Genomic DNA, 25,385 nt, shown 5'->3' on the forward strand with positions numbered 1-25,385 from the left:
TTAAATCGACGCGTAAGGGGTTGGAACATAGCTATATTCATTTCTACAAAAGGAAATCAACAACACGGATGTACGACGATGAAGAAAATTACCTTTGGGTTGTTCCTGGGAACCATACTTGTTGGTTGCTCAGGCCCTAAGTACACTGCAACGCCTATCAGTGAATCCAATCAAAGCGCGGAAGTTACGATCGTAGAACATCCACCTACACGCAGTGTGTTTCTCGACAACATGCTTAGGTGGTGTATGGATGAAGGCAAAAAATGCAAAGTGGTGAAGCCCAATACGACGCCTGACCCAAGTGAACTGACTCTGACTTATATCTCCCGCTGGAGTTGGGATATTCGAACCTTTGTTGCTGATGCGAAAATCAAAGCTTACAGGAATGATGCCCAAGTGGGAGAAGTAGAATTTAAAGCGCCAAACCATCTCAAATTATCGAAATATGGTGATGACAATAAACGTATTCGGGCCATGATGGATATATTATTCGGGCGAATAACCGTTTCTGAGGCACAACAGAAATTGAGCTCTGGAGAGTACTAAAAACAGCCCGCTGTTGCGGGTTTTTTCTCGCCTGCAGACTTTTGGCGACTGATGCTTATCGCACTCTTCTAGTAGAAAATCATTATGTGCTATCAACAGCGAGACACTTGGTTAAGATATTTCATGCATATAGTGATGATTGGTTCCGTTGTGAATCTGATTAAAGAGGAGAACCACTATCATGCAGGGAAATCATTTCGTTGATACGCAGCTATTCAAAAAGCTCACTGCTTTACAAGATGAAAGAAAGGCTTCATCGACTCCCCAATATACTTTCTTTGACCGCCTACGCAGTCAGATTGAAGACAGCACTGATATGGAGTATGGCTACAAAGCGAGATTAAAGCGCCGCCTTCAAGTACTTTCTAATGAATCATTGAACGTTCTAGTGCTGGGTTCGCCGGGTGCTGGCAAATCTGCCTTGCTGTCAGCGCTGTTTGGGGAGAAAGATTGGTCGCGTTCAACCTACAACATTCAGCGCACAGAACTCAATCGAGTGACGCTTTGGGAGGCCAACCTTCCAGACTATAGCCCAGAATCTACCCCTTTGATTCAGGAGTTATCTGCACTTTTGTCTGAAACCGATGAAAACAACACCCCACTGGTCGACCTGGTCATGGTGGTGCTTGATGCTTCCTCAAACAACATCGACGATTGCTACCTCGATATCTGCCGCAGGATCATTCCTATGATGGGCAGTAACGCTGATGGGCGTCTGATGGTAGTTTTCAACAAGTGCGACAAAGTTGCCCATGCTATTAGAGGGGAATACGTAAAAGATGTGATGCCGATGGATGCTGAGATCTGGTTAGATTGCACAGCAGCAGCGCTCCGGTATCGGTTGATTGATAATGCCAGTGTTCAGATCCGGCCATTAGCCTTCAGCGCGGAAGCGGGTGAATCTCCAACTGCTCGTCCATACAACCTGCTTAAACTCTTGGCTCGTACCATGGAAACCCTTCCGGAAGATAAGTCTCTTACATTGTTTAATCATGTTTTAAGCCGAGATGATGATCATTGGCGTGAGCATGATAACAACTTGATTTACCTGCAACTAATAGAAAACGCGTGTTTTGACGCCATTCATGTTGGCGCACATGAGGGTGATCGCTTTGGTGGTCAGTTAGGCGTGTTTTTAGGGCGTCATGGACGCGCGCTCGGAAACATGGTTTCAGATGAAATCCGCAGCCAACTGGGTATTTCTATCTAAATATACCCAAACAACCTGAATACAAACATCTTCAGGTTGCTTGGGTAGACATAAAAGGGCTCAAAACTCGGTGAGCCCTTAACTTCCCAAGTTTCATCAGCTTTAAACCGCACATCATTCTTTAAGTAAACAAATTGTTAATTGCTATCAAGAGCGAGACAAATTGCTACTTGTGCATTGCTTATAGTTGCAGATGAAAAGTTGGTTATATGCCCAAGCTGACAGGAAGTTGTTGGCGTGCAAAGCACTTGGGTATAGTAAGTATTTACCGAGGACATGCCCATGGAAAACAGCAAGTCATTTTCTCAACAATTGGCCTGGGATATCAGCCACTCCTCACTGGTGGACGAGTTTAAAAAGTCCACATTGCAACTGCATCTGCATGAGCTTGAAGATCAACCGCTGAATATCATGGTTGTTGGTCCAAAAGGTGTGGGTAAAACCTCTACCATAAAGGCTGTGTTTGGTAATTGCCTGAACGAAGAGTTTAATGCTGTGTCTGGTATTACCCGTTTCCAAAACGGTCATTTGGTTGTCTGGGATTACCCCGGCCACAATGGTGATGAGCAGCATGACAAAATGCTGGACATGCAGATTGGTGCGACCCTGAGCGAAAGTGATAGCGATGGTAATCCACTCATCGATATGGCGGTTGTGGTGCTGGATCCAGCAGAGCAAAACCTGAACCAGGGCTATCGGCTGATTTGTGATGTGATTGCACCGGCGTTAGGCAGGAATTTTGATAACCGCCTGGTGGTGGGGTTGAACAAAGCGGATATTGCCAGCCATAGCTACGGGTGGGATTTTCTTAACGACTCACCGTCCAATGAAGTGGAGATTTGGCCGGAAAGCACAGCCGCATTGATTCGACATTGCATGTTGGATGAGTCGGGCCTTGAGATTGCGCCAGTTTGCTATGCCGCCGACTTCGAGCGCACCAATGGTGAAGGTCGTCGGCCGTTCAACACCATCAAGCTGCTCAACCAACTTGTGGCGAAACTGCCAGCAGCAAAACAGATCACTCTGATAGATACACCGCTGAATCAGCAATCACAGGCTTGGTTTGATAGTGATGACCGCATGAATTACGTGGTGGAAGTGGAAAATTCGCTGTTTGACTCTATTTATCAGGGTTCACGAGGTGGTTCACGATTTGGTGGACTACTCGGCGCATACATGGGTAAGCAAGGGCGTGAAATTGGTTACCTGATTCGCCGTAATCTGCATAACCGTTTGAACCTCGCCTGACCTTCGGCGTTTCAAAAAAGAAAGGCGCTAACTTAGCGCCTTTCTTTTGTCTCCTATTCAGCGCTGACTATGAGTGAGTTTGACTCAGTCCCACTTGAAGTCCAACACCCTTTCATCGGCAATATAGAACAACAAATCGTTAGGTTTGATTTCCAGATCAAGCGGCGGATTCAGCCTGACATGACTGTCGCGTCGGAAGCCAATCAGGGTTGCATCATGCTCTTTCTTCATGCGCATGAAGAGCACTTCAACTGTGGTGTATTGTGCGTCGCCAGGGTAGGCGACCGCGTATTGCGTCATGCCTTTTCGTGTGTTCAAAAGCTCATGGTGAAGCTCAGAAGAGCCTGGGTCCACAGCAGATTTCGCCATCATTTCCACCGACACAGAAGGAATACACTCCGCGTTCGGGCAGTGGGTTTTCAAAAGGTCAGACAGCACTTCTTCCTGGAAGTAAGCGAGAATGTGCACATCCGGATTTTTGCTGGCACAGAATAGCGCCGCCGCGAAGGTGATGTCGTCTTCCGGGTTGTCGATGATGATGCAGTCCGCATCACTCACGCCTGCGCGGCTCATCGCGGTTTCATCGGTAAAGCTGGTGGTGCGGACAAAATCGATTTCCTTTGGCAGAGGGTTTTCAATGTCAGCACGCACACACAGCACGATGGGGCGCTTGTCTTTTTCTTCGTGCAGAAGCATGTCGATGAGGTGAAGGGTTCGGCTTTCGTTCCAACCCAAAATCAAAATGTGTCCGGACACGTCAATGCTCCTTCTTCCTAACAGTCCTTTGCGCCAATACTCAATGGTGACACCCGCCAAACGGCCTACGCCGATGGCAAAAATACTCAGTCCACAAGGGATCACAAACAGCGCGACAATCCATTTACCCGCCGATGTGGTGGGAGACATGTCGCCGTAACCCACTGTAGAAGCGGTCACTAACAGATAATAGATATAATCAACGAAGGGAGAAGTAAGAGCATGCTCTCCCGCCAAGCGAAGCAGCACCCAGCTTATGACCGCATAGGACAATACTGCAGTAATGACGTGCTTCCCGCTTAAACGCTGAAATTGAGAGGTGATCCATCGGCGAACCATGTACCACTTGTTCATCAGCCGTTTTCCTTAACCTTCTTAGAGTCCAAACTAGCTTGCCACTATAACAGTCTAATCCATCAGCAAATTTCTCAATTTTGCCGACTGTGAAAAAGTTCTCAGATTCGGGTTAGGCAGCAGCATTGATTAGCGTGTAGATTGAAAACAGTCATTCTTTACGAAAAGGATCGCACCGTGAGTGACAACAAATATCTCGATGAATTTTCCGACGATGGATTCTGGACCAAAGCCCGTAACTTTGCGCAAAAAGCGGGTTACGACGTATTGGAAAATGCCCTCAAGCTCTACTACTCAGCAACCGATGACGATACACCCAAATGGGCGAAAACCACTATTTTCGCTGCGCTTGGTTACTTTATCGCGCCTATTGATGCCATTCCCGACCTGACGCCTGCGGTTGGCTTCTCTGATGACCTCGGTGTACTGGCGGCAGCCGCTGCTGCGGTCGTGATGCACGTGAAAGCAGAACACGGCCAGAAAGCAGGCGAGAAGCTGGATCAGTGGTTTAAAAAGCTCAATTAATTTATCCATATAGGGGAAAGGGCATGAAAGGAAGCAGAGTCAACCTCAAGGATGCGTTTGAGAAAGTCACTTTCCTTGAAGACCGTACGCCGGAACACTCGCTGAGCGGTGAAGGGGAAGATGCCTTTGCAACACTGGCAGATTACCGAGATGGTGGCGTTTTCATTGCCCACTACGAAGGAAAGAGTGAGTGGGAGCGTCATCCGGCCGACGAACTGGTCCATGTGCTGGAAGGGCAAACCACCATTTTCTTGCTCAAAGGCGAAGAAGAAACACCCATTTCCTTGTCTGCCGGGGAGTTGGTTGTGGTGCCTGAAAATGTTTGGCACCGCTTTGATACACCAAGTGGCGTAAAGGTGATAACAGTGACACCGCAGCCGACTGAACACAGTATCGAAAGACCTGACAACTAGCGGAAATCAGCTCGGAATTTCTGGCTGTCGTGCTAGAATCGCTGCCCTGCAATTTCCGGACAAAGTCGACTAGGCGTCATCATGACAAAACCGAACAAAACCACTTCACAACCGAAGAAAGGTCTGCACCCGAGAAATCCTCATCGAGCGCGATACGATTTCCCGGCGCTGATGAAAGGCACCCCAGAGCTCAAAGCCTTTGTGAAGAAGAACCCGTTCGGTGATCTGTCTGTCGACTTTTCCAACCCGCAGGCCGTGAAAACCCTCAACAAGGCTCTGCTGCAACACTTTTACCAAATCAGTTTCTGGGATATTCCAGAAGGCTATCTTTGCCCGCCAATTCCCGGCCGCGCGGATTACCTGCATTACTTGGCAGATCTGCTGGCTGAATCCAACGGTGTAGAAATTCCCAAAGGCAAAGCCGTGAAGGGGCTGGATATTGGCATGGGCGCAAACTGCGTGTACCCCATGGTCGGCCACCGTGTTTATGGCTGGCAGTTCGTGGGTGCGGATATTGACCCAGTATCCGTAAAAAGCGCGAAGCTGATGGTGGAGATGAACCCAAGCCTCAAAGGGGGCATTCAATTCCGCCTTCAAAAGAATCCAGACCACATTTTCGCAGGCATGATTAACGCCAAAGAGCGTTTTGATTTCACCATGTGCAACCCGCCCTTCCATGCTTCGATGGCAGAGGCAACAAAAGGCTCTGAGCGCAAAGTGAAGAACCTGGCCGCTAATGCCCGCAAAAAAGGCTCGGAACCCTTCAAAGCGCAGCCAATGAAAGGCAAGGGTAAACCGATGCTGAATTTTGGTGGTCAGAACGCAGAGCTTTGGTGTCCGGGTGGCGAAGCTGCTTTTATCAAGCGAATGATAGAGCAAAGTGCCGACTTCAAGACTCAATGCCTGTGGTTCACCACCATGGTTTCCAAGAAAGAAAACCTGCCGGGTATATACAAGCAATTGAAAGCGTTAAAAGTCGAAGATGTCCGCACCATCGAAATGGCGCAAGGCCAGAAAGTAACGCGTATTGTGGCATGGACTTTCCTTAATGAATCTGCGCGCCAATACTGGTCGAAAAACGGCGAAAAATAGCGCGCTTTTCAGGCGGTTTTTGGTTGGAAAATCGCCGCCTTATGCAAGGTCGTCATAAGCGATAAAAAGTGGTGTTCTTTTTGTGGTTTTAGCAGTAAATTCTGCCTGAATTGACCTTTGAGAATACGCAGTGAAAACGCCGACCACGCGACTTCCCCTCTATGTTGCCCTGATGATGGTGCTGCTGTTAAGCGGCGCTGTGGGGGTTATTGGGGTCGACTTGGCGCAGGGGCATCACGCTGCTTTGCAGGATAGAGAAGGCGTACCGCTGGCGAAGGAAGAGTATTCGCTGCTTCGCACCATGGCATCACGCATTCTTCCCGATGACGTCGAGTTTATCGATGACGAACCTTCATCACTGCCAGTGTTTCCGGCTTCAGGCATTTCTCTGCTTCTCTTTGGACTTTTGTCGTCAGGCTACTTCCGCATTCGCCAAAGCCAACAGAACATCACAGGCTTCTTCGCACCTTGTCATCTCCAGTTCCGCTTTATCCACTCAAGGGAAGGTTTCTCCAGCATCACTTAACCCTGTTAATTTTGATTCTTGGAGAGAATATGTTTGAAGCAATTCAGGAAGTGCTGGTGGCCTTGTGGAACCAGGATTTCGATGCGCTGCTGGCTCCTGGCAGTGCAACCCTAATCTACATCATCGTGGCTGTGTTGATTTGTCTTGAAAGCGGCTTTTTACCGGCGGCTCCCCTACCTTGCGACAGCGTGGTTGTACTGGTTGGCACCTTGGCGGCCGTCGGTGTGTTAACGCCTGCTATCGCATTCCCACTGCTGATTGTGGCGGCTTCAATGGGAAGCTGGATGGCCTTCATGCAAGGTCGTTGGTTGAACAAGCTGCCAATGGTGCAATCCTGGCTGAAGAAAGTGCCAGAAAAGAACATGAAAACTGTGGATGCTTTACTGCGTCAGCATGGTTTGGTGGCGCTTTTTGCAGCGCGCTTTATTCCGGGTGTTCGCTCGATTGTGCCAATGATGATGGGCATCCGAGTGAAAGAAGCACCACGTTTCCACTACTTCGCTTGGTTAAGTGCCACCCTTTGGGTGTTCCTGCTGGCGGGTATCGGATTTCTGCTGCCTTCACTGCCAGACGCGCTTGGACGAGCGGTAACCATGGGGCTGATGGCTGCTCCTGTTATCACGCTTTGTGCCGCGATTCTAACTGCCATTACCTGGCGAGTGCGCAAATTGCTGAGAGGCAATAAACCCCCTTCAGCACAAGCTTAACCCCGATCTGTTTTATCGCCACGTGGTTTGAAAAACCGACGTGGCTTTTCTGATCTTAACGAAGACGTTTTAACCCATGAATATACTGCGCCCACGACTGGATATTCCGTTGCTGATCGCGATTGTCTCGCTGATCACTCTTGGCTCAATGAGCGTATGGAGCGCGAGCGGCTACAGTGTTCCCACTCTTGAGAGGCACCTCGCCCGTGCCATGATTGCGCTTCTGGCCTTACTGTTTTTCTCCTTGATCCCTGCCAAAACCTACCGGGCACTCACACCGCACCTTTTTGGTTTGGCGATTGTTTTACTGCTTGGCGTGATTGTGGCGGGAGACACGGTCAACGGTGCCAAACGCTGGCTCGCGCTTGGCCCAATCCGTTTCCAGCCTTCAGAAATAGTGAAGGTGGCGGTACCTATGATAATCGCCTGGCTGATAGTGCGAGACCCCGGCAGACCGGGTCTGCAAAAAATTGGACTTTGCGCGTTGGTCACCGCATTACCGGCAGGGCTGATTGTGATTCAGCCAGACTTGGACGGCGCGATCTTTACTGTGATGTACGCACTGTTCGTGCTTTATCTAGCAGGTATGAGCTGGAAGATCATTGGCTCAGTGTTAGCAGCAGTTGCTGCGACAGTGCCGGTGATGTGGTTCTTCTTTATGGCCGACTACCAGAAACTTCGCGTCACCCAGTTTTTGAACCCCGAATCAGACCCACTCGGCGCGGGTTATCAGATAATCCAATCTCTGATTGCGATAGGTTCAGGCGGAGTGCGCGGTAAAGGCTTTATGCACGCGACACAAGGGCAGTTGGGGTTTATCCCTGAAAGCCACACCGACTTTATCTTCTCGACCTTTGCCGAAGAGTGGGGCTTTCTGGGAAGTGCGGTCATGATTGCGCTGTATCTGTTTATCTCAGGCCGTGCTTTATGGCTGGCAGTCAACACGGCTTCACCATTTTCCCGCCTAGTCAGCGGCGCATTGGCGATGAGCTTCTTCCTCTATGCCTTTATCAACTTGGGCATGGTAAGTGGTTTGCTACCCGTAATGGGAAGTCCACTGCCATTTATCAGCTACGGCGGCACGGCGATGATCACCCAAGGCGCATGCTTCGGCATCATCATGGCGCTCTGTTGCGGCAAGCAACCCGTAGAAGCAACGTGGAGTGCGAGGACGTTTTCGAAGGTGTAAATAGGGATGCCTCAAGAAATATTGGGCATTACCTGTTTTCAATGGCTTCTGCCAAACAGCCAGCCAGTTTCACTGAGTCCGTGATGGTGCGGAAAAAACAAAACAAAACCAATTATGTTGAAGTGCGCCGCATTCTTTAAAGGAGTCGCGTGTCTCATCTGTGAAACTTTCTTTCTGTATTTCCCCAGATTTCTCTCAGTAACTGTTTGCTTTAACAATTAATCTGATTTCCACAGTGTCTCAGTCTTATTTATGAATCAATATTCTCACCATTGAATTCCCCTCAATCTCTTCTAGCTTATTTTTCGATACGAAATTATACGCGCGCCCGATTTGCGATTTGGGTGTGCTGATTAGGCTTAACAACCATTAGACGTAATTTATCGAGGACATATGATGTATTTCTTCAAGAAGGCAATATGGGTGGTGCCGGCATTCTCGCTCGGACTCACCGCTTGTGGGGGGGGATGGGGATGACGCCTCCGTACCGGGGAACACGAATAGTCTCCCTTTACCGGGCGCACCAGTTTTAGCACAACCGACGGTGGGGGCGCTCACAGATGATGCTTATCCTGTCACCTTCAGCTGGAGTCGCGCGGCGAATGCGACGGGCTATACCCTGTGTAGAAAAGATGAATCACAAGACGATAACTGTGCAAAACAGGGCGAACCGACGACCAATACATCACTGAACCTGCCTCTGAGTTTGGACACGACGGCTGACTATTTTGTATTGGCCTCTAACAGTACGGGCAAAACAGCGTCTAATGAGATAGCCGTATCTATTCCCAAACCAGAGATGCCGGTTTTAGCGACGCCACAGGTGGGTGCGTTCAACGTTAGTTCTAGTTCTTACCCTGTCACCTTTAGCTGGGATAGCGCCGAGTATGCGACGCACTATACCTTGTGCAGAGAAGACGGATCAGAAGACGATAACTGTCAATTTCTACAACAAACCGAAGCTAACAATACGTCGCTTACTGTCAATCTAAATTTGGACGAACCGGCTAATTATTTTGTATTGGCCTCTAACGGTACGGGCAAAACAGCGTCTGTTAAGCAAGCCCTCTCTCCCGCTCCTGGTGCAACGAATTTCTCGATAGGGGTGGGTGAGCTCGAAAATGGCTATCATCCTGTCACCTTTAACTGGGAGGAAGCCGACCATGCGACGGGATATACCTTGTGCAGAAAAAATGAAGCACTCGATGATAACTGTGAAAAGCTGGGCGAAACGAACGAATTGTCCCTTACTCTGAGTTTGGGCCCACTGAAAAATCATTTGGCTGAATTTTTTGTGCTAGCCGAAAACAGTACGGACAAAACAGCGTCTGTTGCCAAATCCTTAGAACGATCAGACCTGACCACCTTGATAACCTACATCAAGGCCTCGAATAGCGAGGAAGATGACTATTTTGCCTACTCGTTATCAATGTCATCGGATGGCAACACCGTCGCGGTGGGGGCTTATCAGGAAGATTCCAGTTCCAGGGAAATTAACAGTGGCGAGAGCAATAATAGTGCAAGTTCTGCCGGCGCGGTGTATGTGTACCGCTTTGCCAATGGCAGTTGGACGCAGCAGGCCTACATCAAGGCCTTGAATGCGGATGCAGGAGACCGTTTTGGCCACTCGGTATCAGTGTCAGGGGATGGTAACACCCTCGTGGTGGGGGCTTATGGGGAATCTTCCAAAGCTACCACCATTAACGGTGACGGGAATAATAATGAAGCAGGTTATTCCGGCGCGGCATATGTATACCGGTTTGACGGTAGCAGTTGGACGCAGCAGGCCATCATCAAGGCCTCGAATGCGGATCCAGGTGACAGTTTTGGCCTCGTGGTATCGGTGTCAGGGGATGGCAACACCCTCGCGGTAGGGGCTCCCTTTGAAAGATCCATTAATACTGACGAGAGCAATAATGATTCAAATAGTGTTGGCGCTGCGTATGTGTACCGCTTTGAGAATGACAAATGGACGCAGCAGGACTACATCAAGGCCTCGAATGCCGGGTACAGAGACTTTTTTGGCTACGCGTTATCAGTGTCAGGGGATGGCAACACCCTCGCGGTGGGGGCTAAAGAAGAAGATTCCGATGCCGATCTCACTGACCCTACCGGGGTAACTGATTCCGGCGCGGTGTATGTATACCGCTCTGACGGTAGCAATTGGTCGGAGGAGGCCTACATCAAGGCCTCGAATGCCGAGTCAGAAGACAATTTTGGCTGGTCGGTATCAGTGTCAGAGGATGGCAACACCCTCGCGGTGGCGGCTTATTTTGAAGATTCCGGTTCCCAGGGGTTTAACACTGACGGGAGCGGTACTAGCGTAATTAATTCCGGCGCGGTATATGTATATCGCCTTGAAAATGAAAATGACGAATGGTCGCAGCAGGCCTACATCAAGGCCTCGAATACCGGCCTATATGACTATTTTGGCTACGCGTTATCAGTGTCAGGGGATGGCAACGCCCTCGCGGTGGGGGCTCGTGGGGAAGGATCCGATGCTACCAGCATTAACGGTGACGGAGACAATGACAATGCAGGTGATGCCGGCGCGGTGTACATCTACTAGCCCATACCAGTAGTCACAATGGACGCGCCCAAACACGGTGTTGCACCAGACCGAGAGGTGAAATCCGTGAATCGGGCGCGTCCATATCTATCCCAAGGGCTCGGTTTCTTTTTGTGGGCTCAGCCAACAATGAGCTAAAACAACAAAGTGAAAAGTGAGTGTGTCACTTTGCGTAAATAGCGCTTATCCGGAGTGGTTGTTTGTTAACAGCATCGCCAGCTTTATTGTCCAAAAGTTCTTTTACCTCGTGATATTACCTATTCGCCTGATTTATTGAGCAAAGTTTTCAACCTTTCGGGCAGTCTCTCAACCAACTCAGGATTGTCCGCGAGCATCTGCTCCAAAAACTCACGGGCTTGTTGCTCCTGACCTGCATCTAGTAGCCTTTCTACATCTGTGAATTCTGCGACTGCGGCTTCTTCCAACTCAATTTGCGGTAGGGACCTGATGGTCGAAGGCGCGTTGCGGAAGAAACGCTGTTCCTCTGGTTTTGTTGGCAACGCATCCATTGATTGCAACGCATTGGTTTCATCGTCAGACAAGGTTTCAGGGCTGATGCGTATAGGGGAGGGATTTCGTTTGATAACAGTTTCGCGAATAGGCTCGATACCTTGAGGTACTTCTAGAGTGTCATCGACCCATTTCCAAGGTGCCAGCAAGGCAACAAAAGCGACTGTTGCGGCGGCACCAGCATAGGTCCGCCAAGGTATGTGTTTTTTGTGCTGGCTGCCTGCATAGGCAAGGATGCAATTATCTAGAGCTTTGCTTGATGTTTCTGTCGCACTTTCCTTGTACAGCGCGACAATGTCTTCGTCTTTGATTGGCGCTGTCATTGTCTGTCTCCGAGTTTTTTGGTCAGGCATTGGCGAAGCTGATCCATGGCATAGCGAAGGCGGGTTTTCACAGCCTCCGCTTTCGCACCGACGATCTCACAAATCTGCGCTGGCTCAAAGCCTGCTTCATGGCGAAGTAAAAACGCTTCCCTCTGCAAAGGGGCGAGCAGTGCCATGCAGGCTTTAATGGCGGTTTGTTTGTCACCATCCCAATCCGGTGTTTCGCCCTGCTCGTCTTTCAGAGATTGGGCATAAGCGCTGGATGACATCATCTTGCGGTGTTCATCAATCACCAAATTATGGGCAATGTGATACAGCCAGGTGGTGAACTTGGCGGACGGCGCATAGCTTTCCCGCTTATCAATCACGCGGTACCAAACATCCTGATATAACTCTTCGGCACGGGCGTGTTGCGCCGTACCCAATTGACGGACGAAGTAGCGATACAGCGGATTTTTATGGCGTTGATAGAGCTCAGCAAAGGCGTGCTGGTCGCCTTTGCTGAAGTTCACCATCAATGTTTCGTCGGTTTGTGTATCCATGGATGCCTGTTAACAAATGCCCCTAAAGGTTCTGTGCAATCTCCACCAGACTGATAAATTCGCCGCGGTAGTTGTATGGGTCTTTGCCACGGTTTTCACGCGCGATATCAGCAATTTGACTGTAGGCTAAACCATTCACATAGTGGTTGTCTTTGAGCTTCTGCGCAAAGGCGGCAACCGCAGTGGCAAACTGGAAATCCTCACTGGCCTGAGCGAATGTTGGCTTGCCTTTACTGCCATTAATCACCTGAGTGGTGAGCTGGCTTTTATCATTACCCGGCAGCTTATATCGGACTTTGACCTGAGCGAGTTCGTCACTGTGCGTGGAGTTATCTACCTGTTTTTGCTGATAACGCAGATTGTCAATACGTCCTTGATCGCCAACCAGTGTCAGTTCATAAAGGGCAGTGACTGTGTGTCCTACGCCTATTTCACCCGCGTCGACTTTATCGTTGTTGAAATCTTCATCACGCAGCTTACGGTTTTGATAGCCAATCAGGCGGTATTCCTTAACGGTGTCCGGGTTGAACTCGACCTGAATTTTCACATCTTCCGCGATACTTTGCAGCGTGCCGCTCATCTGTCGCAACAGTACCTTTTGCGCTTCGTGCAAGGTATCGATATAAGCATGGTTGCCGTCGCCGACGTTGGCGAGTTGCTCCATCATGGCATCGTTGTAGTTGCCACGTCCAAAGCCCAATGTGGTAAGTGAAATGCCGTTCTCGCGCTCATCTTCCACCAGATCTTTCAGCGCATCCAAGCTGGTCACGCCGACGTTAAAATCACCGTCTGTCGCGAGAATAACGCGGTTTACGCCATCTTTGATAAAGCCTTTCTTCGCTTGCTGGTAAGCCAGTTTTATCCCGCTTTCACCGTAGGTGCCACCGCCCGCTTGCAGGCTTTTGAGTGCATCGACGATCGCATGTTGATTGTCGCCGCTGGTGGGTTCGAGCACGACGGAGGAATTGCCCGCATAGGTGACCAGACTGACCTTATCTTTCCCTCCAAGGTTTTTAGCGAGTAGAGAGAGGCTTTGTACCAACAGCGGCAGCTTATTAGGTTCATTCATGGAGCCTGACACATCTACCAGAAACACCAGATTCGACGCTTTTCGCTCGCTGGCAGGAATGTCGTAACCCTTGAGTGCAATGCGCATCAGCTTGCGATCGGCATTCCATGGCGCAGGGGCAAGTTCGGTGCTGAGAGAAAAAGGTCTGGCTTTGGTTACCGGTGTTGGGTAGGCGTAATCAAAGTAGTTGATGAAGGCTTCTTCACGAATGGCATCTCCTGGCGGCTTGTTGCCCATTTTCAGATAACTGCGCACATTGGCATAACTACCTGTGTCGACATCAATGGAAAATGTCGACAAAGGTGACGTTGTCACTAATTTTGTGGCATTGCTCGGCGTGTCGAGGTAATTGTCGCGGCTCTCAATTTGTACATAAGGGTCAATGCCAGACATTGGCATCACCATAAATTGATGATCGGTAGCAACCTGGCTATAAGCCACTTTAGTTGTTGGCGCAGCACGTAGCGCGTGATCCATCTCTACCACTTCTTTCTGAAGAGCTGGGGATTGTTTCTGAGCTTCAGCGTTAGTGGTGTCGTGGATGGACTCTGAACAGCCGACAACCACTGTCAGAGCCGCAAAAATAGCGATGGTGATTTGATTGAATGTCATATACCGATTCCTTTTTCTTGCTGGTTTGTCGGTATAAACGGGCGAGTGGGCAAGAGGGGTGAAATATTTTTCGTCTTCTAAAAATTCGACAATGTGAAGAATACTTGGAGTATAGTTTGCTCAAAAAGTAACCAGTGTGGCGGATATATCTACAAATGCTCTTATTTGCAGATTATTACATAGAACATTTCATTATTTATCACAAAAAAATGTATGAGTTACATTTGGCTCGATGAAACGAAACACCTTACGAATAATACGTGAACTCTCCGGAAGGTGTTCAAGGAAAAATAACCATTGGAGTTGTAACCATGCCTTCTATGAAAAACATTTTGCTTGCTACCGTCGCACTTGCAGCAAGCTTCACTTCTACCGCTTCGCTTGCCCAAGAAGAAATTAAAGTGGGTATGTCTGGCCGCTACTTCCCATTCACCTTCGTGAAAATGGACAAGCTGCAGGGCTTCGAAATCGATGTATGGAATGAGATCGGCAAGCGTGCGGATTATGACGTTGAATTCGTGACTGCAAACTTCTCAGGCCTTTTCGGCATGCTGGAAGCGGGTCACATCGATACCATCAGTAACCAAATTACCATGACCGACACGCGTAAAGCGAAATACGCTTTCTCTGTGCCTTACGTGGTTGACGGTGCACAGGTTGTTGTGCGTAAAGGCCGCGAGGACATCGTTGGTATTGATGACCTGAAAGGCAAGAAAGTGGCGGTTAACCTCGGTAGTAACTTCGAACAACTGCTGCGCAACTATGACAAGGCTAATGAGATCAACATCATCACTTACGATTCTGGTTTCGAACAAGACGTTGCTTTGGGCCGCACCGATGCGTTTGTGATGGATCGTGTTTCTTCAGCACAGCTGATCAAAAAATCTGGTCTACCGCTGCAACTGGCAGGTGAACCGTTCGAAACTATCCAGAATGCGATGCCATTCCTGAAAACTCCTGAGAAGCTCGTCATCAAAGCTAAAGTGGATCAGGCACTGACTGAAATGAAAGCTGATGGCACCCTCAGCGAGATTTCAGAGAAGTGGTTTGACTCTGACATCACGCAATAATGCAGAGCTTCGATTTTAGCTACATGCTGGAGTTGTTCCCGATACTGGTGAAGTATCTGGGAATCACTCTGGAAATGTCACTGATTGGCTTTGCGGTTGCTCTGGTGCTGTCGGTGCTGCTGGCACTGGTAAGGGTGTTCAAAGTTAAAGTGCTCGACTCTGTCGTCGCGGTGTACATTTCTTTCTTCCGCGGCACACCGCTGCTGGTTCAGCTCTTTCTACTGTATTACGGATTGCCACAGGTCTTCCCGATTTTCGTAGGGATGGATGCTTTCACTGCCGCTGTGATTGGCTTGTCGCTCCACTTTTCCGCCTACATGGCCGAGAGTATTCGCGGTGCGATTTTGGGAATTGATAAGAACCAAATGGAAGCCAGCCTGAGTGTCGGCATGACTGAACTTCAGGCGATGAAACGCATTATCCTGCCGCAGGCAGCGCGCGTTGCAACCCCTTCATTGATGAACTACTTCATCGACATGATTAAAAGTACTTCTCTGGCGTTCACGCTGGGTGTTGCGGAAATCATGGCGAAGGCACAAATGGAAGCCTCTTCGAGCTTTAAGTTCTTTGAAGCTTTCATGGCGGTGGCATTGATTTACTGGCTGGTGGTGATTTTCTTCACCCGTATTCAAACGGTGATGGAAGTCCGATTGAACAAGGCGTATGCACGATGATTGAAGTGAAAAATTTGAGCAAGCGCTTTGGTGATGTCGAGGTACTGAAGCAAATCGACCTCGACGTCAAACAAGGTGAGATTGTGGTGATCATCGGCCCGTCTGGCACGGGTAAATCAACCTTGCTGCGTTGTCTGAACTACTTGGAAACGCCAAGTGGTGGTGAAATACAAATAGGTGATGTGCGCGTTAACGCTGGGAAGGTATCGAAAAACGAGATTCACCAGCTTCGTAAACAAAGCAGCTTTGTGTTCCAGAGCTATGCCTTATTCGCCAACAAAACCGCACTGGAAAACGTAGCGGAATCGCTGATCACCGTGTGGAAAGAGCCAAAAGAAAAAGCGCTGGGAATTGCACGTAAATTGTTGGTCAGCGTCGGAATGGAAGCACATTTAGAAAAATACCCTGCGCAGCTTTCCGGTGGCCAGCAGCAACGTGTCGGCATTGCCCGTGCTATGGCATGTAAAGGCGAAGTGATCCTGTTTGATGAACCGACGTCAGCACTCGACCCTGAATGGGTAGAAGAAGTGTTGTCAGTGATGAAAGCACTGGCCAAGCAAAAGCAAACCATGATTGTGGTGACCCACGAAATGCAGTTTGCCCGTGAGATTGCTGACAAGGTGATCTTCATGGAAGGTGGCGTGATTGTTGAACAAGGCCCGCCATCCCAGATTTTTGGTCACCCTCAAAACGAACGCACGAAGGCCTTTGTGGCGCGCTCAGCGTAACGAATTCAACTGTTCCCCCTGGTTGATGATGTTCCATTAAAGTAAAGCCCCTTAATCTGGCCGATTAAGGGGCTTTTTATCTGATGCTGTCAGTCAAAGGGGAGGTAACACTGTCCATAAAGCAGCTGATCGACGCTGAGCCTGGGCGCTGTTTTGTCGTGACTATGCATAGAGGGTGTTGTTCTTTGAATTCATCGATAGCGACAGACGCCACATCAGCCATTAGTGAAAGAGACTGTTTAAGGGCGATAGATACCCCTAACTTTTGCCTTACTGCATTATGCATCATCTCGTAGTTTTCCACGGTGATATTGGAAGCAAAGTTGACCTCTGAATGCGAGTAACTTCAGGTTGCTTGGATATAGTTATCCTTGTGAAAACGAAAGCCTGTCGTATTGATCGGTTTGCAGCTTTTCGGGATATAACCAATCATGTCTGCCGTTATCCGCCACATAAAACGCGGCGAGTCTGGTGACGTTGTTAGTCTGATTAGCTGGAGGGTTTATGAAAATATCAATACAGGTGTTACTTGGTTTTCTCAGTCTCACGGGTACTTCTTTAGCAGCGATTTGCCCGGATATCCTCAATGGCTTTCAGCGCAAGCTTAACTCTACTGAAACAGTTAACCTTTGCGAGGCGTTTAAAGGCAAAACCCTGCTGGTGGTTAATACGGCAAGCCAATGCGGGTATACGCCACAATTCGAGCAATTGGAGGCGCTACATCAGAAATACAAAGACGACGGTTTTAGTGTGATTGGTTTTCCTTCCAATGACTTCAATCAGGACAGGGGCAACGAGGAGCGCTCTGCGAAGGTTTGTTATCTCGATTACGGCGTGACCTTCCCTATGATGGCGAGAAGTGCAGTAAAAGGGAGCGGGGCGAATCCTGTGTTTGCGGAAATTAGCAAGCAGGCGGGTGTGGAACCTAGATGGAACTTTTACAAGTACCTGATCAATGCAAAGGGTGAAGTGGTGGCCACATTCCCGAGTTCTGTGGCGCCAGTTTCATCAAAGCTCACCGCACTGGTGGAGTCTCAAATCAACCCCAAATAGAACGGTAGGAAATCCCGCATAACGGGTGTGATGAGCAATAAATCTCTACGATATTTTGTTTAAGTCAAAAGAACGGCTTTTAAAAGTACTCCTGACGATTGTATTGGCATAGAAAATAGTAACAGTTCGAAACATTTTCCTATCTTGCCATAAACGATTTTTCTGCTACCCATGAAGGAAGTTTCTGCTCGGTCATGTTTTGAACATAAAAAGCGTAAAAAAGTGCCTTAGAAATATGGAATTCATATTTCTGTAATATTTAATTCATAGCATCCACTTCGAACTGAAATCATTACTATCAGGAAGTGAGTTATGAGCATCCAGTCTGATGCGCTACAAGGACCTCAGTCCGCGAATCCCAAACGCGCCATTCAGTGGGCAACGCTAATCGGTATGTTGTACCTTCTGTTGGTTTCTGTCTCTATGATTGGCAGTGGCTTCAAATGGGCTGTAGGTGAGCAGGCAAAAGAGCTTTTCGAGTTTGCCTCTAACCCTGTTGCAGGATTGATGATTGGTATCGTTGGTACCGCTCTCATTCAATCTTCAAGTACAGTCACCGCGATTATCGTTGGCCTGGTTGCAGGCGGCCTGCCTGTTGCAATGGCAATTCCGATGGTAATGGGCGCAAACATCGGTACCACGGTAACAAATACCTTGGTGAGTTTGGGTCACGCTCGGTGTAAAGATGAATTCCGCCGCGCATTTGCGTGCGCCACCGTACACGACTTCTTCAACCTGTTTGCGGTAGCGATTTTCCTTCCTCTGGAAATGATGACGGGCTTCCTAGCGAAAATCTCCGCTTGGCTGGTATCCCCTCTGATGCAAGCTGACAACCTTAGCCTGAAAGGCCTGAACTTCATCAAGCCTTTGACGAAGCCGGTTGTGAGCGGTGCTAAATCTGTCTTCGAAATCTTCCCAGGCTCGTTCGGCGGTGTAGCGCTGGTACTGTTCGGTATTCTTCTGGTCGTTGTGTCTATCACTGTGATGGGCAAACTGATGAAGAAACTGATGGTAGGTAAAGCGCGTGAAGTGCTGAACGGCGCAATTGGCCGTGGTCCAATTCACAGCATCGCGTCTGGTACGCTGGTGACCATTCTGGTTCAGTCTTCTTCTACAACCACAAGCCTTGTCGTTCCGCTGGTGGGCACCAACGTACTGAGCGTGCGTCAGGTTTATCCATTCACGCTGGGCGCGAACATCGGTACCTGTATCACCGCACTGCTGGCAGCAACTGCTGTAACAGGTGGTAATGCAGTATTTGCACTTCAGATTGCACTGGTTCACCTGTCATTCAACGTGCTGGGTATTCTGGTTATATTCGGTCTTCCATTCCTGCGTGAGCTGCCATTGAAAGCCGCTGAGTTGCTGGCTGACTATGCTGCGAAGACCAAACTGGCTGTTGTTGCCTACTTGGGTGCAGTGTTTGTTGTGCTACCAGGCTTGGTACTGGCAGTGTCATAATCGACCGCCAATTGAATAACGAAAGCCCGACCATTTAGTCGGGCTTTTTGCTTTTTAGCTTAGCCTTCCATAGTTATCAGCCAGACGGAGGCTGCTCAGTTTTAGCGTGGTGGCGACGGACAGTGTCGCTGTGATAAAAATAGCTATCATGATCACCAGTTGATACTTCACTGCCAGCAATGGCTCCGTACCACCCAGAATTTGCCCCGTCATCATCCCCGGTAGGCTTACAATGCCAAGTGTACTCATTGCTGCCAGCGGTGGCCTTAGTGCCGCAGAGAATGCCTCTCTCAGGAAAGGCTGACACGGTGATTTCGCTCCAAGGGCAACATAGTATTGATACTCTGCATGTCGTCGCTTCATGCTTGAGTGTAAGCGCTCAATGGCTAATACATTGGCAGATAGCATATTGCCGAGCAGCATACCTGCTACGGGGATCAGATACTGTGCCTGCCACCAAGGTGATGTTTGAATCACACCCACCATCAAAAGCGGCAGAACCAAGCCCAGTGAAACAAGTTGTCCGCTTAAAACGGCGGGGAGCATCTTTCGCCAGGGTGTGTCAGCCTGTTTGCAGATAGTCCAGCTTGCGACCAGTATCATCACCAGTAGCCATGCTGTGTTAAGCCAAAAACTGGCGAAATTAAACAGAGTTTGAAGATAAAGACCCACCAACGCGAGCTGCAAGGTCATTCTGATCACAGAGGTAATCAGGCTTTTTCTGAGTCCCAACTGCCAGCGCTGAAAGAGCAGCAGCGGGATGATAAAAACACAGTAAAGGCCAGAGAGCGCCCAAGGACTGATTTCAAGTGCCTCACTCATAATGATGCCCCCATATCAAACTCGATATCTGCCGCTGCAATCCAAATCGGATCGTGGGAGACTGACACCGCAATGATGTCCTTGGTGTTCAAAAGCGATATCAAACAATCTCTGCTGTTGCCGTCAAGCGCTGACGTGGGTTCATCCATCAACCAAATTGGCCTATCTAGCAGAAGGGCGCGAGCAAATGCGAGGCGTTGTTTCTCGCCACCGGAGAGTGAAGTTATCTCGGTATTGAGCGAGTGTTCGAGAGAGAGAGCTTGGAGTACGTTCTGGCATGTTACCGTTTCAGGCTTGGCGAGGCTGGTTGCTTGCATCGACCAAGGCAGCATGAGCACTTCTTCGATAGTTTCACCGCCCATCACCGCTTCTTGTGGCAGGTAGTTAATCTGGTTGCGCCACCTGGGAAGTGATTCGACGGTGACTTTCCCTGCTTCCCACTCAATGCTTCCCTTTGAAGGAGGCAGTAATCCACATATGACTTTTAAGAGGCTACTTTTACCACAACCTGAAGGCCCGTGAATCACCAGATGTTCCCCGCGCGCGAGTGAAGCATCCAGCGCTGTACTGCTCTGGCTTTCATAGCCAGAGCGAAGAGTAGTAATAATGAGAGAGTCTGCGGTCATTGCCCCCCCACAAACGCTTGCAGGCCTTCCAGAGCGTCAGCTGGAATAGGGCAGCTTTTACCCGTGCTGAAATCGCAGTATACGACGAGGGCCTCTCCTTCAGCTACGCAGCGCTGTTGACTATGGCTGTGGATTTCGTACTTCATGGTGTAGCGTTTTTCCTGAATGTTTTCGACCCATGAAACCGTGGTGATAGTGTCTGGGTAAACCAGCGGTGCGCGGAAGTCGCAGCGCGTTGACGCGACGACAGGGCCGATATTGTGGCTTTTGACGAAGTCGAATACCTTTAGCTCTTCAAGCATGACGACGCGAACATCTTCAAAGTAGCGAAAATAAACGGTGTTATTGATGTGTTGCAGGGCATCCATGTCGTTCCAGACAATCGCCTGACTTTGTGAGAGCGGGTATTCATTAAAGTCTACATTGGCCACTGTGTGATCCTCCTTTTTTGTTGTGCTTTGATTGCACAACAAGACGCCAGATCAAACAAGGTCAGCGTTCTGAATGGGCTGAGTAATGTGACATTAGGCCAATGAGCTAGGATCAACCGGGTGGATCAGAATTGCACTTTACCGCGAAGTGATTTGGTCTTACCGCGTTGGGTTTTACTATCCATGCGCTTTCTTTGCGAAGATTTAGTTGGCTTAGTGACACGGCGCGCTCTCTGAACAACAGCCACGCTTTTAACCAGCTCTTGAAGGCGCTGCAGTGCGTCTTCACGATTCTTTTCTTGTGTTCTGAATTGTTGTGCTTTGATCACGATAACGCCTTCTTTGGTTAGGCGGTTGTCTTTCAGTGCCAACAGACGTTCTTTGTAGAACTCAGGAAGCGAAGAGCCGTGGATATCAAACCGTAAATGAACGGCAGAAGATACCTTGTTCACGTTTTGTCCACCGGCGCCTTGGGCTCTGATGTATGAAATATCAATCTCGTCGTCCGGGATTGATACGCTCTGGGATATAACCAACATGGGTTTTGTTGCTCCTTGTTTAACATGAGGCGCAACTATAACCAAACTGGAATGCTGTGCAAACTGGCGTAGTAGGAGTCTCATGTTAGAAAAGAGGGGGCTTGGCTATGCAGTATTGTTCGGCGCCACTGGCTTTCGCTTTGCAGAGATATTGGCAATCAAAAGCCCACAGACGATAAAAGCTATTCCCAGCCAGTGATAACTCTCCAACCGTTCTCCAAGCAGTAGCATCGAAAAAATTAGCCCAAAAACCGGGATCAAATGCATAAACTGACCTGTGGTAGCTGCTCCCATTTTCTGTACGGCAGCATTCCAACAAAAATAAGCAATACCTGAAGCGAAAACTCCTGTGTAGAGCGATATGCCAATACTTTCTCTGGTAAAGGGCATAGTTTCATGCCACACCGATTCCCCAAGGTAGAAAGGCAATAGCATCATGTTGCCGATAAACACGGTATAGCCGAGGATGGGTAAACCTTTCAGTGCGTCTGGAAGTTTCTGGACCAGCACCGAATAGGTGCCCCAAACGAAAATGGCAAACAGGGCAATGAGTTCGCTGTTGCCAATTGCAAAGTCTGAGACCAATTGGCCCTTGGTGATGATAAGCAGAACACCAATGGCTGAGACACAAATAGCAAATGCCTGCTTGAGCGTTGAAAGCTGACGGAATAGCAGAAATTGCACCAACAGGATCATCAAGGGCGACGAAGACTGGAGTATTACCACATTGGTTGAAAGTGTGTTTTCCAGCGCGACATAGACCAGGGTGTTATATCCGGCTACCCCAAAAAGTGCCAGCAATAAAACCAGCCGGAAATGAGCTTTAAAAAGTGGCCACTGCTCTCGCATAGGGCGCAGTACAAATGGAGCCAAAACCAGCGACGCCACTGTCCAGCGCCAGAAGGCGAGCCCAATAGGCGGTATAAATTCATTAACCAGTTTTGCTAGCGTAATGTTGCCTGCCCAACTCATGGTCGCGATAACGGCGAGCAGAATGGGCAGCCATGCCATTGAAGCGCGTTGGGAGGAATTTGCCATGTTCTGCTGTGAAAAAGCCTTCTGGATGATTCAGTTAGTCATTATGTTAACCATTATGCAACATTTCAGAGTCAGCAATGTGCCGTTACTCACTGTGTCCGGTTGTTCAAAGGGTTGGGATTTTTGGTAAAGTAAGCGCTGATTTTTTACTGGTGGACGCCATGTGTCAGCCAGAGTGATATTCGGAGAGACCGATGAATTGGTATATCGGCGTTTTAAAGCAATACGCGAATTTTAAAGGCCGCGCGCGCCGCAAGGAGTATTGGATGTTTTTGGCGTTCAGTATGTTGTTCACTTTCGCACTGGCGTTTTTGGATCAGGCTATGGGAACGTTTAACGAAGACATCGGCCTTGGTACCGCAGGTATGGTTTATGCGATCGCCGTGTTTATTCCGACACTGGCAGTAACCATTCGTCGACTGCATGATACTGATCGCGTGGGTTGGTGGGCATTAATCGGTATTTTGCCATTTGGCGTGATTGCTTTGCTGGTGCTCAATGCATTCGATGGTACAAAAGGCAGTAACCGGTTTGGCGCAGATCCAAAATCAGAAGCGCATAAGACCCGCTCTGATACGGGCACTTTCAGTGGTTGATATCTCTTTGAACCATGCGTAAAGCGATGTGATCGCGCTAGGTGGCGTCTGCCTAACCACCTGCGCGATCCCTGTGTGTGTACTTTCCGCGTGAGTAAGACGAAACGACGGCTCTTTTCCTTCCTGACTCTGCCAGCAGGTAACACCTCATTGCATAGAGCAACAGCATCAAGATGAAGGCCAATGGACTGAGACTACCTGAAGAGCGTTCTGATTGAACATAGGGGGTCACTGTTACCAGTAAGATCGCTTGCCCAACCGTTGAGTTTTCATCGACAACGTTGTAGGTCACAGCGTCTATGTAGAACCTATATTACTGATAGTCATTAAAAATGAGATTTAACAAAGCGGCCCACGATGCCTTTTCGAAAAGTGAGAACTGTATCAATGAGATGTGAGAGGGTTTTCCTATTGGGTATATAGAGAATAGGTTGCTCTTTTGAATTTCAATAGGTTGTATATACAGTTGGGGCAGGTGGCCTTTTTGTTCTACCCTCGATGATGAATGAACCAACAACGTCTTATGCAGGCAAAACGACAAATTAAAAGATACGGTAAAGTGCAGCTAATGAGCCGCGACTTTGCTGACAGCAATATGCGCTGAGGTGATGTATATCCCGTGCTGGACAGATAGGGCTCTAAAGAGCGGTCAGGCAGTCACCTTATTTCATTTCTCAGGAATGTGTTACACGGCTGCGACGTGTCGCAAAGCATGTCGTGTTCCGGCGTTAACTCACCTAACCCCTCTCCTTTACTGGTCTTTGATATAAGCTCAACATCTTGTTGCGACAGGCAGATGAACAGACATGTATTTGTCTTTCTTCAGGATTCAGGAGTCGAAGATGGATATTGGCTTTATAGGTTTGGGAAAGCTGGGCGAACAGATAGCAACTCGGGTTTTGGCTTGGTGCAAGACACATGGATGCCACCTTTACGTCTATGACATTGTTCACCCTATCGCAATGAAAAATCTCGTTGCTGCTGGGGCGTATGATGGAAAAGACATCCCCAGCATTGCCCAGCGTTGTACCATTTTATTCACTGTGATGGCAGGTCCGGAGGATATCATCGCGGTAGCAGCAGGAACGAATGGTATCCTGGAAAATGCAGATGGCATGGATATCTGGTTTGAACTGAGTCCATTTTTCGTGCCACGTTGGGACTCCCTGAGGGAGAGAGCACCTGCTGATTTGCTGCTGATGGATACCCCAGTAACGGGTAGCGAAGCACAAGCCAGGATGGGTGAACTCGGGATGGCATTGGAAGGGTGTCAGTCGATTCTCCAGCGGTACCAAAGCGTATTGGGCGCGTTTATTGCGCGTTGTCAGGTGACTGAATTACCTAAGACCACGCCAACAACTTTCCGGTTGCCAAGAGGGTAAAGAGGGCGCGTACGCCCTCAGTAGTAAAGACACATTCGCTTGCCGTTGGCTTCCACAATGGTGAATGGCGTGTCGTAGATGTTTTCCAAAACGGCTTCCTGAATCACTTCATCAACCACGGCATTGGTGGCGATTTTGCCTTGCTTCATCGCGATGATGTGGTCGGCATAACAGGCTGCAAAGTTGATATCGTGGATGACGATAACCACGGATTTTCCCATTTCGTGCGCCAAACGTTGAATGATGCGCATGATGCTCAGTGAGTGGCGGATATCGAGGTTATTCAAGGGCTCATCAAGGAACACATAGTCTGTGTCCTGTGCGATGACCATGGCAATAAACGCCAATTGCCTTTGACCTCCACTTAGCTCATCGAGATAACGGTTTTCCAATGACTTCAAGTCCAGATAATCAATGGCTTTATCGATGACTTTATTGTCTTCGCTGGTCAGGTTTCCCTTTGAGTAGGGAAAGCGCCCAAACGAGACTAATTCGCGCACGGTAAAGCGCATGGTGATTGAGTTCGCCTGACGAAGCACGGCAAGGCGCTTTGCCAGCTCACCTGTATCCCATTCGGTTATTGCTTTGCCATCTATCACTACATGGCCACCATCTGGCGTAACGAGGCGGCTTGCCATAGAAAGTAGGGTACTTTTCCCCGCGCCATTTGGACCTATGATGGCGGTCACTTTACCCTTCTCGAATTCGCCGCAGGCTTCATCCACGACGCGTTGTTTGCCAAAAGCTTTGGTCAGGTTTTTTAAGGCGATCATG

The 25,385-nt window shown here is 48.9% G+C and carries 27 protein-coding genes; 17 read left to right on the forward strand and 10 right to left on the reverse strand.

Translation table 11 applies throughout. The features are described 5' to 3' along the window. Positions 1-78: 78 nt before the first annotated feature. From GMA8713_RS07960 to GMA8713_RS07970, 3 genes are all read left to right on the forward strand, one after another. Positions 79-546, forward strand: a complete 468-nt coding sequence (locus tag GMA8713_RS07960; protein WP_062707612.1) for an Sbal_3080 family lipoprotein — start codon at positions 79-81, stop codon at positions 544-546. A gap of 181 nt (positions 547-727) precedes the next feature. Next, positions 728-1,756 carry a GTPase family protein gene (locus tag GMA8713_RS07965; protein WP_062707615.1) on the forward strand — a complete coding sequence of 343 codons (1,029 nt, stop codon included), beginning with the start codon at positions 728-730 and terminating at the stop codon, positions 1,754-1,756. 282 nt (positions 1,757-2,038) lie between these two features. Further along, positions 2,039-3,004, forward strand: coding sequence for a GTPase family protein (locus GMA8713_RS07970; protein ID WP_062707617.1), 966 nt, complete (start codon positions 2,039-2,041; stop codon positions 3,002-3,004). An 84-nt stretch (positions 3,005-3,088) separates the two neighbouring features. Here GMA8713_RS07970 and GMA8713_RS07975 read toward each other — a convergent pair whose 3' ends face one another. Further along, positions 3,089-4,114 carry an ion channel gene (locus GMA8713_RS07975; protein ID WP_062707620.1) on the reverse strand — a complete coding sequence of 342 codons (1,026 nt, stop codon included), beginning with the start codon at positions 4,112-4,114 and terminating at the stop codon, positions 3,089-3,091. A gap of 177 nt (positions 4,115-4,291) precedes the next feature. Between GMA8713_RS07975 and GMA8713_RS07980 the strand changes: the two genes are divergently transcribed. The 7 genes from GMA8713_RS07980 (at position 4,292) to GMA8713_RS08010 (ending at position 11,135) form a co-directional block, all read left to right on the forward strand. Then, complete coding sequence (locus GMA8713_RS07980) at positions 4,292-4,639, forward strand: YkvA family protein (protein WP_062707623.1); 348 nt, start codon at positions 4,292-4,294, stop codon at positions 4,637-4,639. A gap of 23 nt (positions 4,640-4,662) precedes the next feature. Further along, positions 4,663-5,052 (forward strand): cupin domain-containing protein, encoded by a 390-nt coding sequence (locus tag GMA8713_RS07985; RefSeq protein ID WP_062707625.1) that lies wholly within the window; start codon positions 4,663-4,665, stop codon positions 5,050-5,052. A gap of 81 nt (positions 5,053-5,133) precedes the next feature. Continuing rightward, entirely contained in the window at positions 5,134-6,144 is a 1,011-nt protein-coding gene (gene rlmF / locus GMA8713_RS07990) for a 23S rRNA (adenine(1618)-N(6))-methyltransferase RlmF (RefSeq protein ID WP_062707628.1), read from the forward strand. A gap of 130 nt (positions 6,145-6,274) precedes the next feature. After that, positions 6,275-6,670 (forward strand): hypothetical protein, encoded by a 396-nt coding sequence (locus GMA8713_RS07995; protein ID WP_062707632.1) that lies wholly within the window; start codon positions 6,275-6,277, stop codon positions 6,668-6,670. A 29-nt stretch (positions 6,671-6,699) separates the two neighbouring features. Then, complete coding sequence (locus GMA8713_RS08000) at positions 6,700-7,377, forward strand: DedA family protein (protein WP_002539946.1); 678 nt, start codon at positions 6,700-6,702, stop codon at positions 7,375-7,377. A gap of 76 nt (positions 7,378-7,453) precedes the next feature. Next, positions 7,454-8,566 carry a rod shape-determining protein RodA gene (gene rodA / locus GMA8713_RS08005; RefSeq protein ID WP_062707636.1) on the forward strand — a complete coding sequence of 371 codons (1,113 nt, stop codon included), beginning with the start codon at positions 7,454-7,456 and terminating at the stop codon, positions 8,564-8,566. Positions 8,567-9,110: 544 nt separating this feature from the next. Further along, on the forward strand, positions 9,111-11,135 hold the full coding sequence (locus GMA8713_RS08010) for an FG-GAP repeat protein (RefSeq protein WP_062707638.1): 2,025 nt from the start codon (positions 9,111-9,113) through the stop codon (positions 11,133-11,135). Between the two features lie 257 nt (positions 11,136-11,392). Here GMA8713_RS08010 and GMA8713_RS08015 read toward each other — a convergent pair whose 3' ends face one another. From GMA8713_RS08015 to GMA8713_RS08025, 3 genes are read right to left on the reverse strand one after another with little or no spacing between them, the layout of a single operon-like run. Then, on the reverse strand, positions 11,393-11,968 hold the full coding sequence (locus tag GMA8713_RS08015; RefSeq protein WP_062707641.1) for a hypothetical protein: 576 nt from the start codon (positions 11,966-11,968) through the stop codon (positions 11,393-11,395). After that, positions 11,965-12,510: a sigma-70 family RNA polymerase sigma factor gene (locus GMA8713_RS08020; protein ID WP_062707643.1), complete on the reverse strand. Its 546-nt coding sequence runs from the start codon at positions 12,508-12,510 to the stop codon at positions 11,965-11,967. The genes GMA8713_RS08015 and GMA8713_RS08020 overlap by 4 nt, the downstream gene beginning before the upstream one ends. Before the next feature lie 22 nt (positions 12,511-12,532). Then, positions 12,533-14,191, reverse strand: coding sequence for a vWA domain-containing protein (locus GMA8713_RS08025; RefSeq protein WP_062707646.1), 1,659 nt, complete (start codon positions 14,189-14,191; stop codon positions 12,533-12,535). A gap of 311 nt (positions 14,192-14,502) precedes the next feature. Here GMA8713_RS08025 and GMA8713_RS08030 point away from each other — a divergent pair, with 311 nt between their 5' ends. The 5 genes from GMA8713_RS08030 (at position 14,503) to GMA8713_RS08050 (ending at position 19,177) form a co-directional block, all read left to right on the forward strand. Further along, a complete protein-coding gene (locus GMA8713_RS08030; RefSeq protein ID WP_062707648.1) occupies positions 14,503-15,261 on the forward strand; it encodes an amino acid ABC transporter substrate-binding protein in 759 nt (252 codons plus the stop codon). Then, positions 15,261-15,935, forward strand: coding sequence for an amino acid ABC transporter permease (locus GMA8713_RS08035; RefSeq protein WP_062707651.1), 675 nt, complete (start codon positions 15,261-15,263; stop codon positions 15,933-15,935). Before GMA8713_RS08030 ends, GMA8713_RS08035 begins: the two co-directional genes overlap by 1 nt. After that, the gene (locus GMA8713_RS08040; RefSeq protein WP_062707656.1) at positions 15,932-16,663 is read left to right on the forward strand and encodes an amino acid ABC transporter ATP-binding protein; all 732 of its coding nucleotides are present in this window, start codon (positions 15,932-15,934) and stop codon (positions 16,661-16,663) included. The genes GMA8713_RS08035 and GMA8713_RS08040 overlap by 4 nt, the downstream gene beginning before the upstream one ends. Before the next feature lie 504 nt (positions 16,664-17,167). After that, positions 17,168-17,716, forward strand: coding sequence for a glutathione peroxidase (locus GMA8713_RS08045; RefSeq protein WP_062707659.1), 549 nt, complete (start codon positions 17,168-17,170; stop codon positions 17,714-17,716). A gap of 312 nt (positions 17,717-18,028) precedes the next feature. Beyond that, complete coding sequence (locus tag GMA8713_RS08050; RefSeq protein WP_062707662.1) at positions 18,029-19,177, forward strand: Na/Pi symporter; 1,149 nt, start codon at positions 18,029-18,031, stop codon at positions 19,175-19,177. Between the two features lie 54 nt (positions 19,178-19,231). Here the strand turns inward: GMA8713_RS08050 and GMA8713_RS08055 are convergent, their stop codons facing one another. The 5 genes from GMA8713_RS08055 to GMA8713_RS08075 form a co-directional block, all read right to left on the reverse strand. Next, positions 19,232-19,999, reverse strand: a complete 768-nt coding sequence (locus GMA8713_RS08055) for an ABC transporter permease (RefSeq protein ID WP_062707664.1) — start codon at positions 19,997-19,999, stop codon at positions 19,232-19,234. After that, positions 19,996-20,625 carry an ABC transporter ATP-binding protein gene (locus GMA8713_RS08060; protein ID WP_062707666.1) on the reverse strand — a complete coding sequence of 210 codons (630 nt, stop codon included), beginning with the start codon at positions 20,623-20,625 and terminating at the stop codon, positions 19,996-19,998. Before GMA8713_RS08060 ends, GMA8713_RS08055 begins: the two co-directional genes overlap by 4 nt. Next, a complete protein-coding gene (locus GMA8713_RS08065; RefSeq protein WP_062707668.1) occupies positions 20,622-21,056 on the reverse strand; it encodes an acyl-CoA thioesterase in 435 nt (144 codons plus the stop codon). The genes GMA8713_RS08060 and GMA8713_RS08065 overlap by 4 nt, the downstream gene beginning before the upstream one ends. 125 nt (positions 21,057-21,181) lie before the next feature. Further along, complete coding sequence (arfB, locus tag GMA8713_RS08070; RefSeq protein WP_062707670.1) at positions 21,182-21,595, reverse strand: alternative ribosome rescue aminoacyl-tRNA hydrolase ArfB; 414 nt, start codon at positions 21,593-21,595, stop codon at positions 21,182-21,184. A gap of 105 nt (positions 21,596-21,700) precedes the next feature. Further along, positions 21,701-22,633 (reverse strand): DMT family transporter, encoded by a 933-nt coding sequence (locus GMA8713_RS08075; protein WP_062707673.1) that lies wholly within the window; start codon positions 22,631-22,633, stop codon positions 21,701-21,703. Between the two features lie 194 nt (positions 22,634-22,827). Between GMA8713_RS08075 and GMA8713_RS08080 the strand changes: the two genes are divergently transcribed. Together GMA8713_RS08080 and GMA8713_RS08085 are read left to right on the forward strand one after the other, a co-directional pair. Beyond that, positions 22,828-23,229 carry a DUF805 domain-containing protein gene (locus GMA8713_RS08080; protein ID WP_062707677.1) on the forward strand — a complete coding sequence of 134 codons (402 nt, stop codon included), beginning with the start codon at positions 22,828-22,830 and terminating at the stop codon, positions 23,227-23,229. An 842-nt stretch (positions 23,230-24,071) separates the two neighbouring features. After that, positions 24,072-24,611 (forward strand): NAD(P)-binding domain-containing protein, encoded by a 540-nt coding sequence (locus tag GMA8713_RS08085; RefSeq protein ID WP_062707681.1) that lies wholly within the window; start codon positions 24,072-24,074, stop codon positions 24,609-24,611. Between the two features lie 17 nt (positions 24,612-24,628). On the opposite strand, the gene vctC is transcribed toward GMA8713_RS08085, so the two are convergent. Continuing rightward, positions 24,629-25,384 (reverse strand): iron chelate ABC transporter ATP-binding protein VctC, encoded by a 756-nt coding sequence (gene vctC, locus GMA8713_RS08090; protein WP_062707683.1) that lies wholly within the window; start codon positions 25,382-25,384, stop codon positions 24,629-24,631. Between the last annotated feature and the right edge of the window lies 1 nt (position 25,385).

The sequence above is a fragment of the Grimontia marina genome, assembly GCF_900060185.1.
Classification (GTDB): Bacteria; Pseudomonadota; Gammaproteobacteria; order Enterobacterales; family Vibrionaceae; genus Enterovibrio; species Enterovibrio marinus.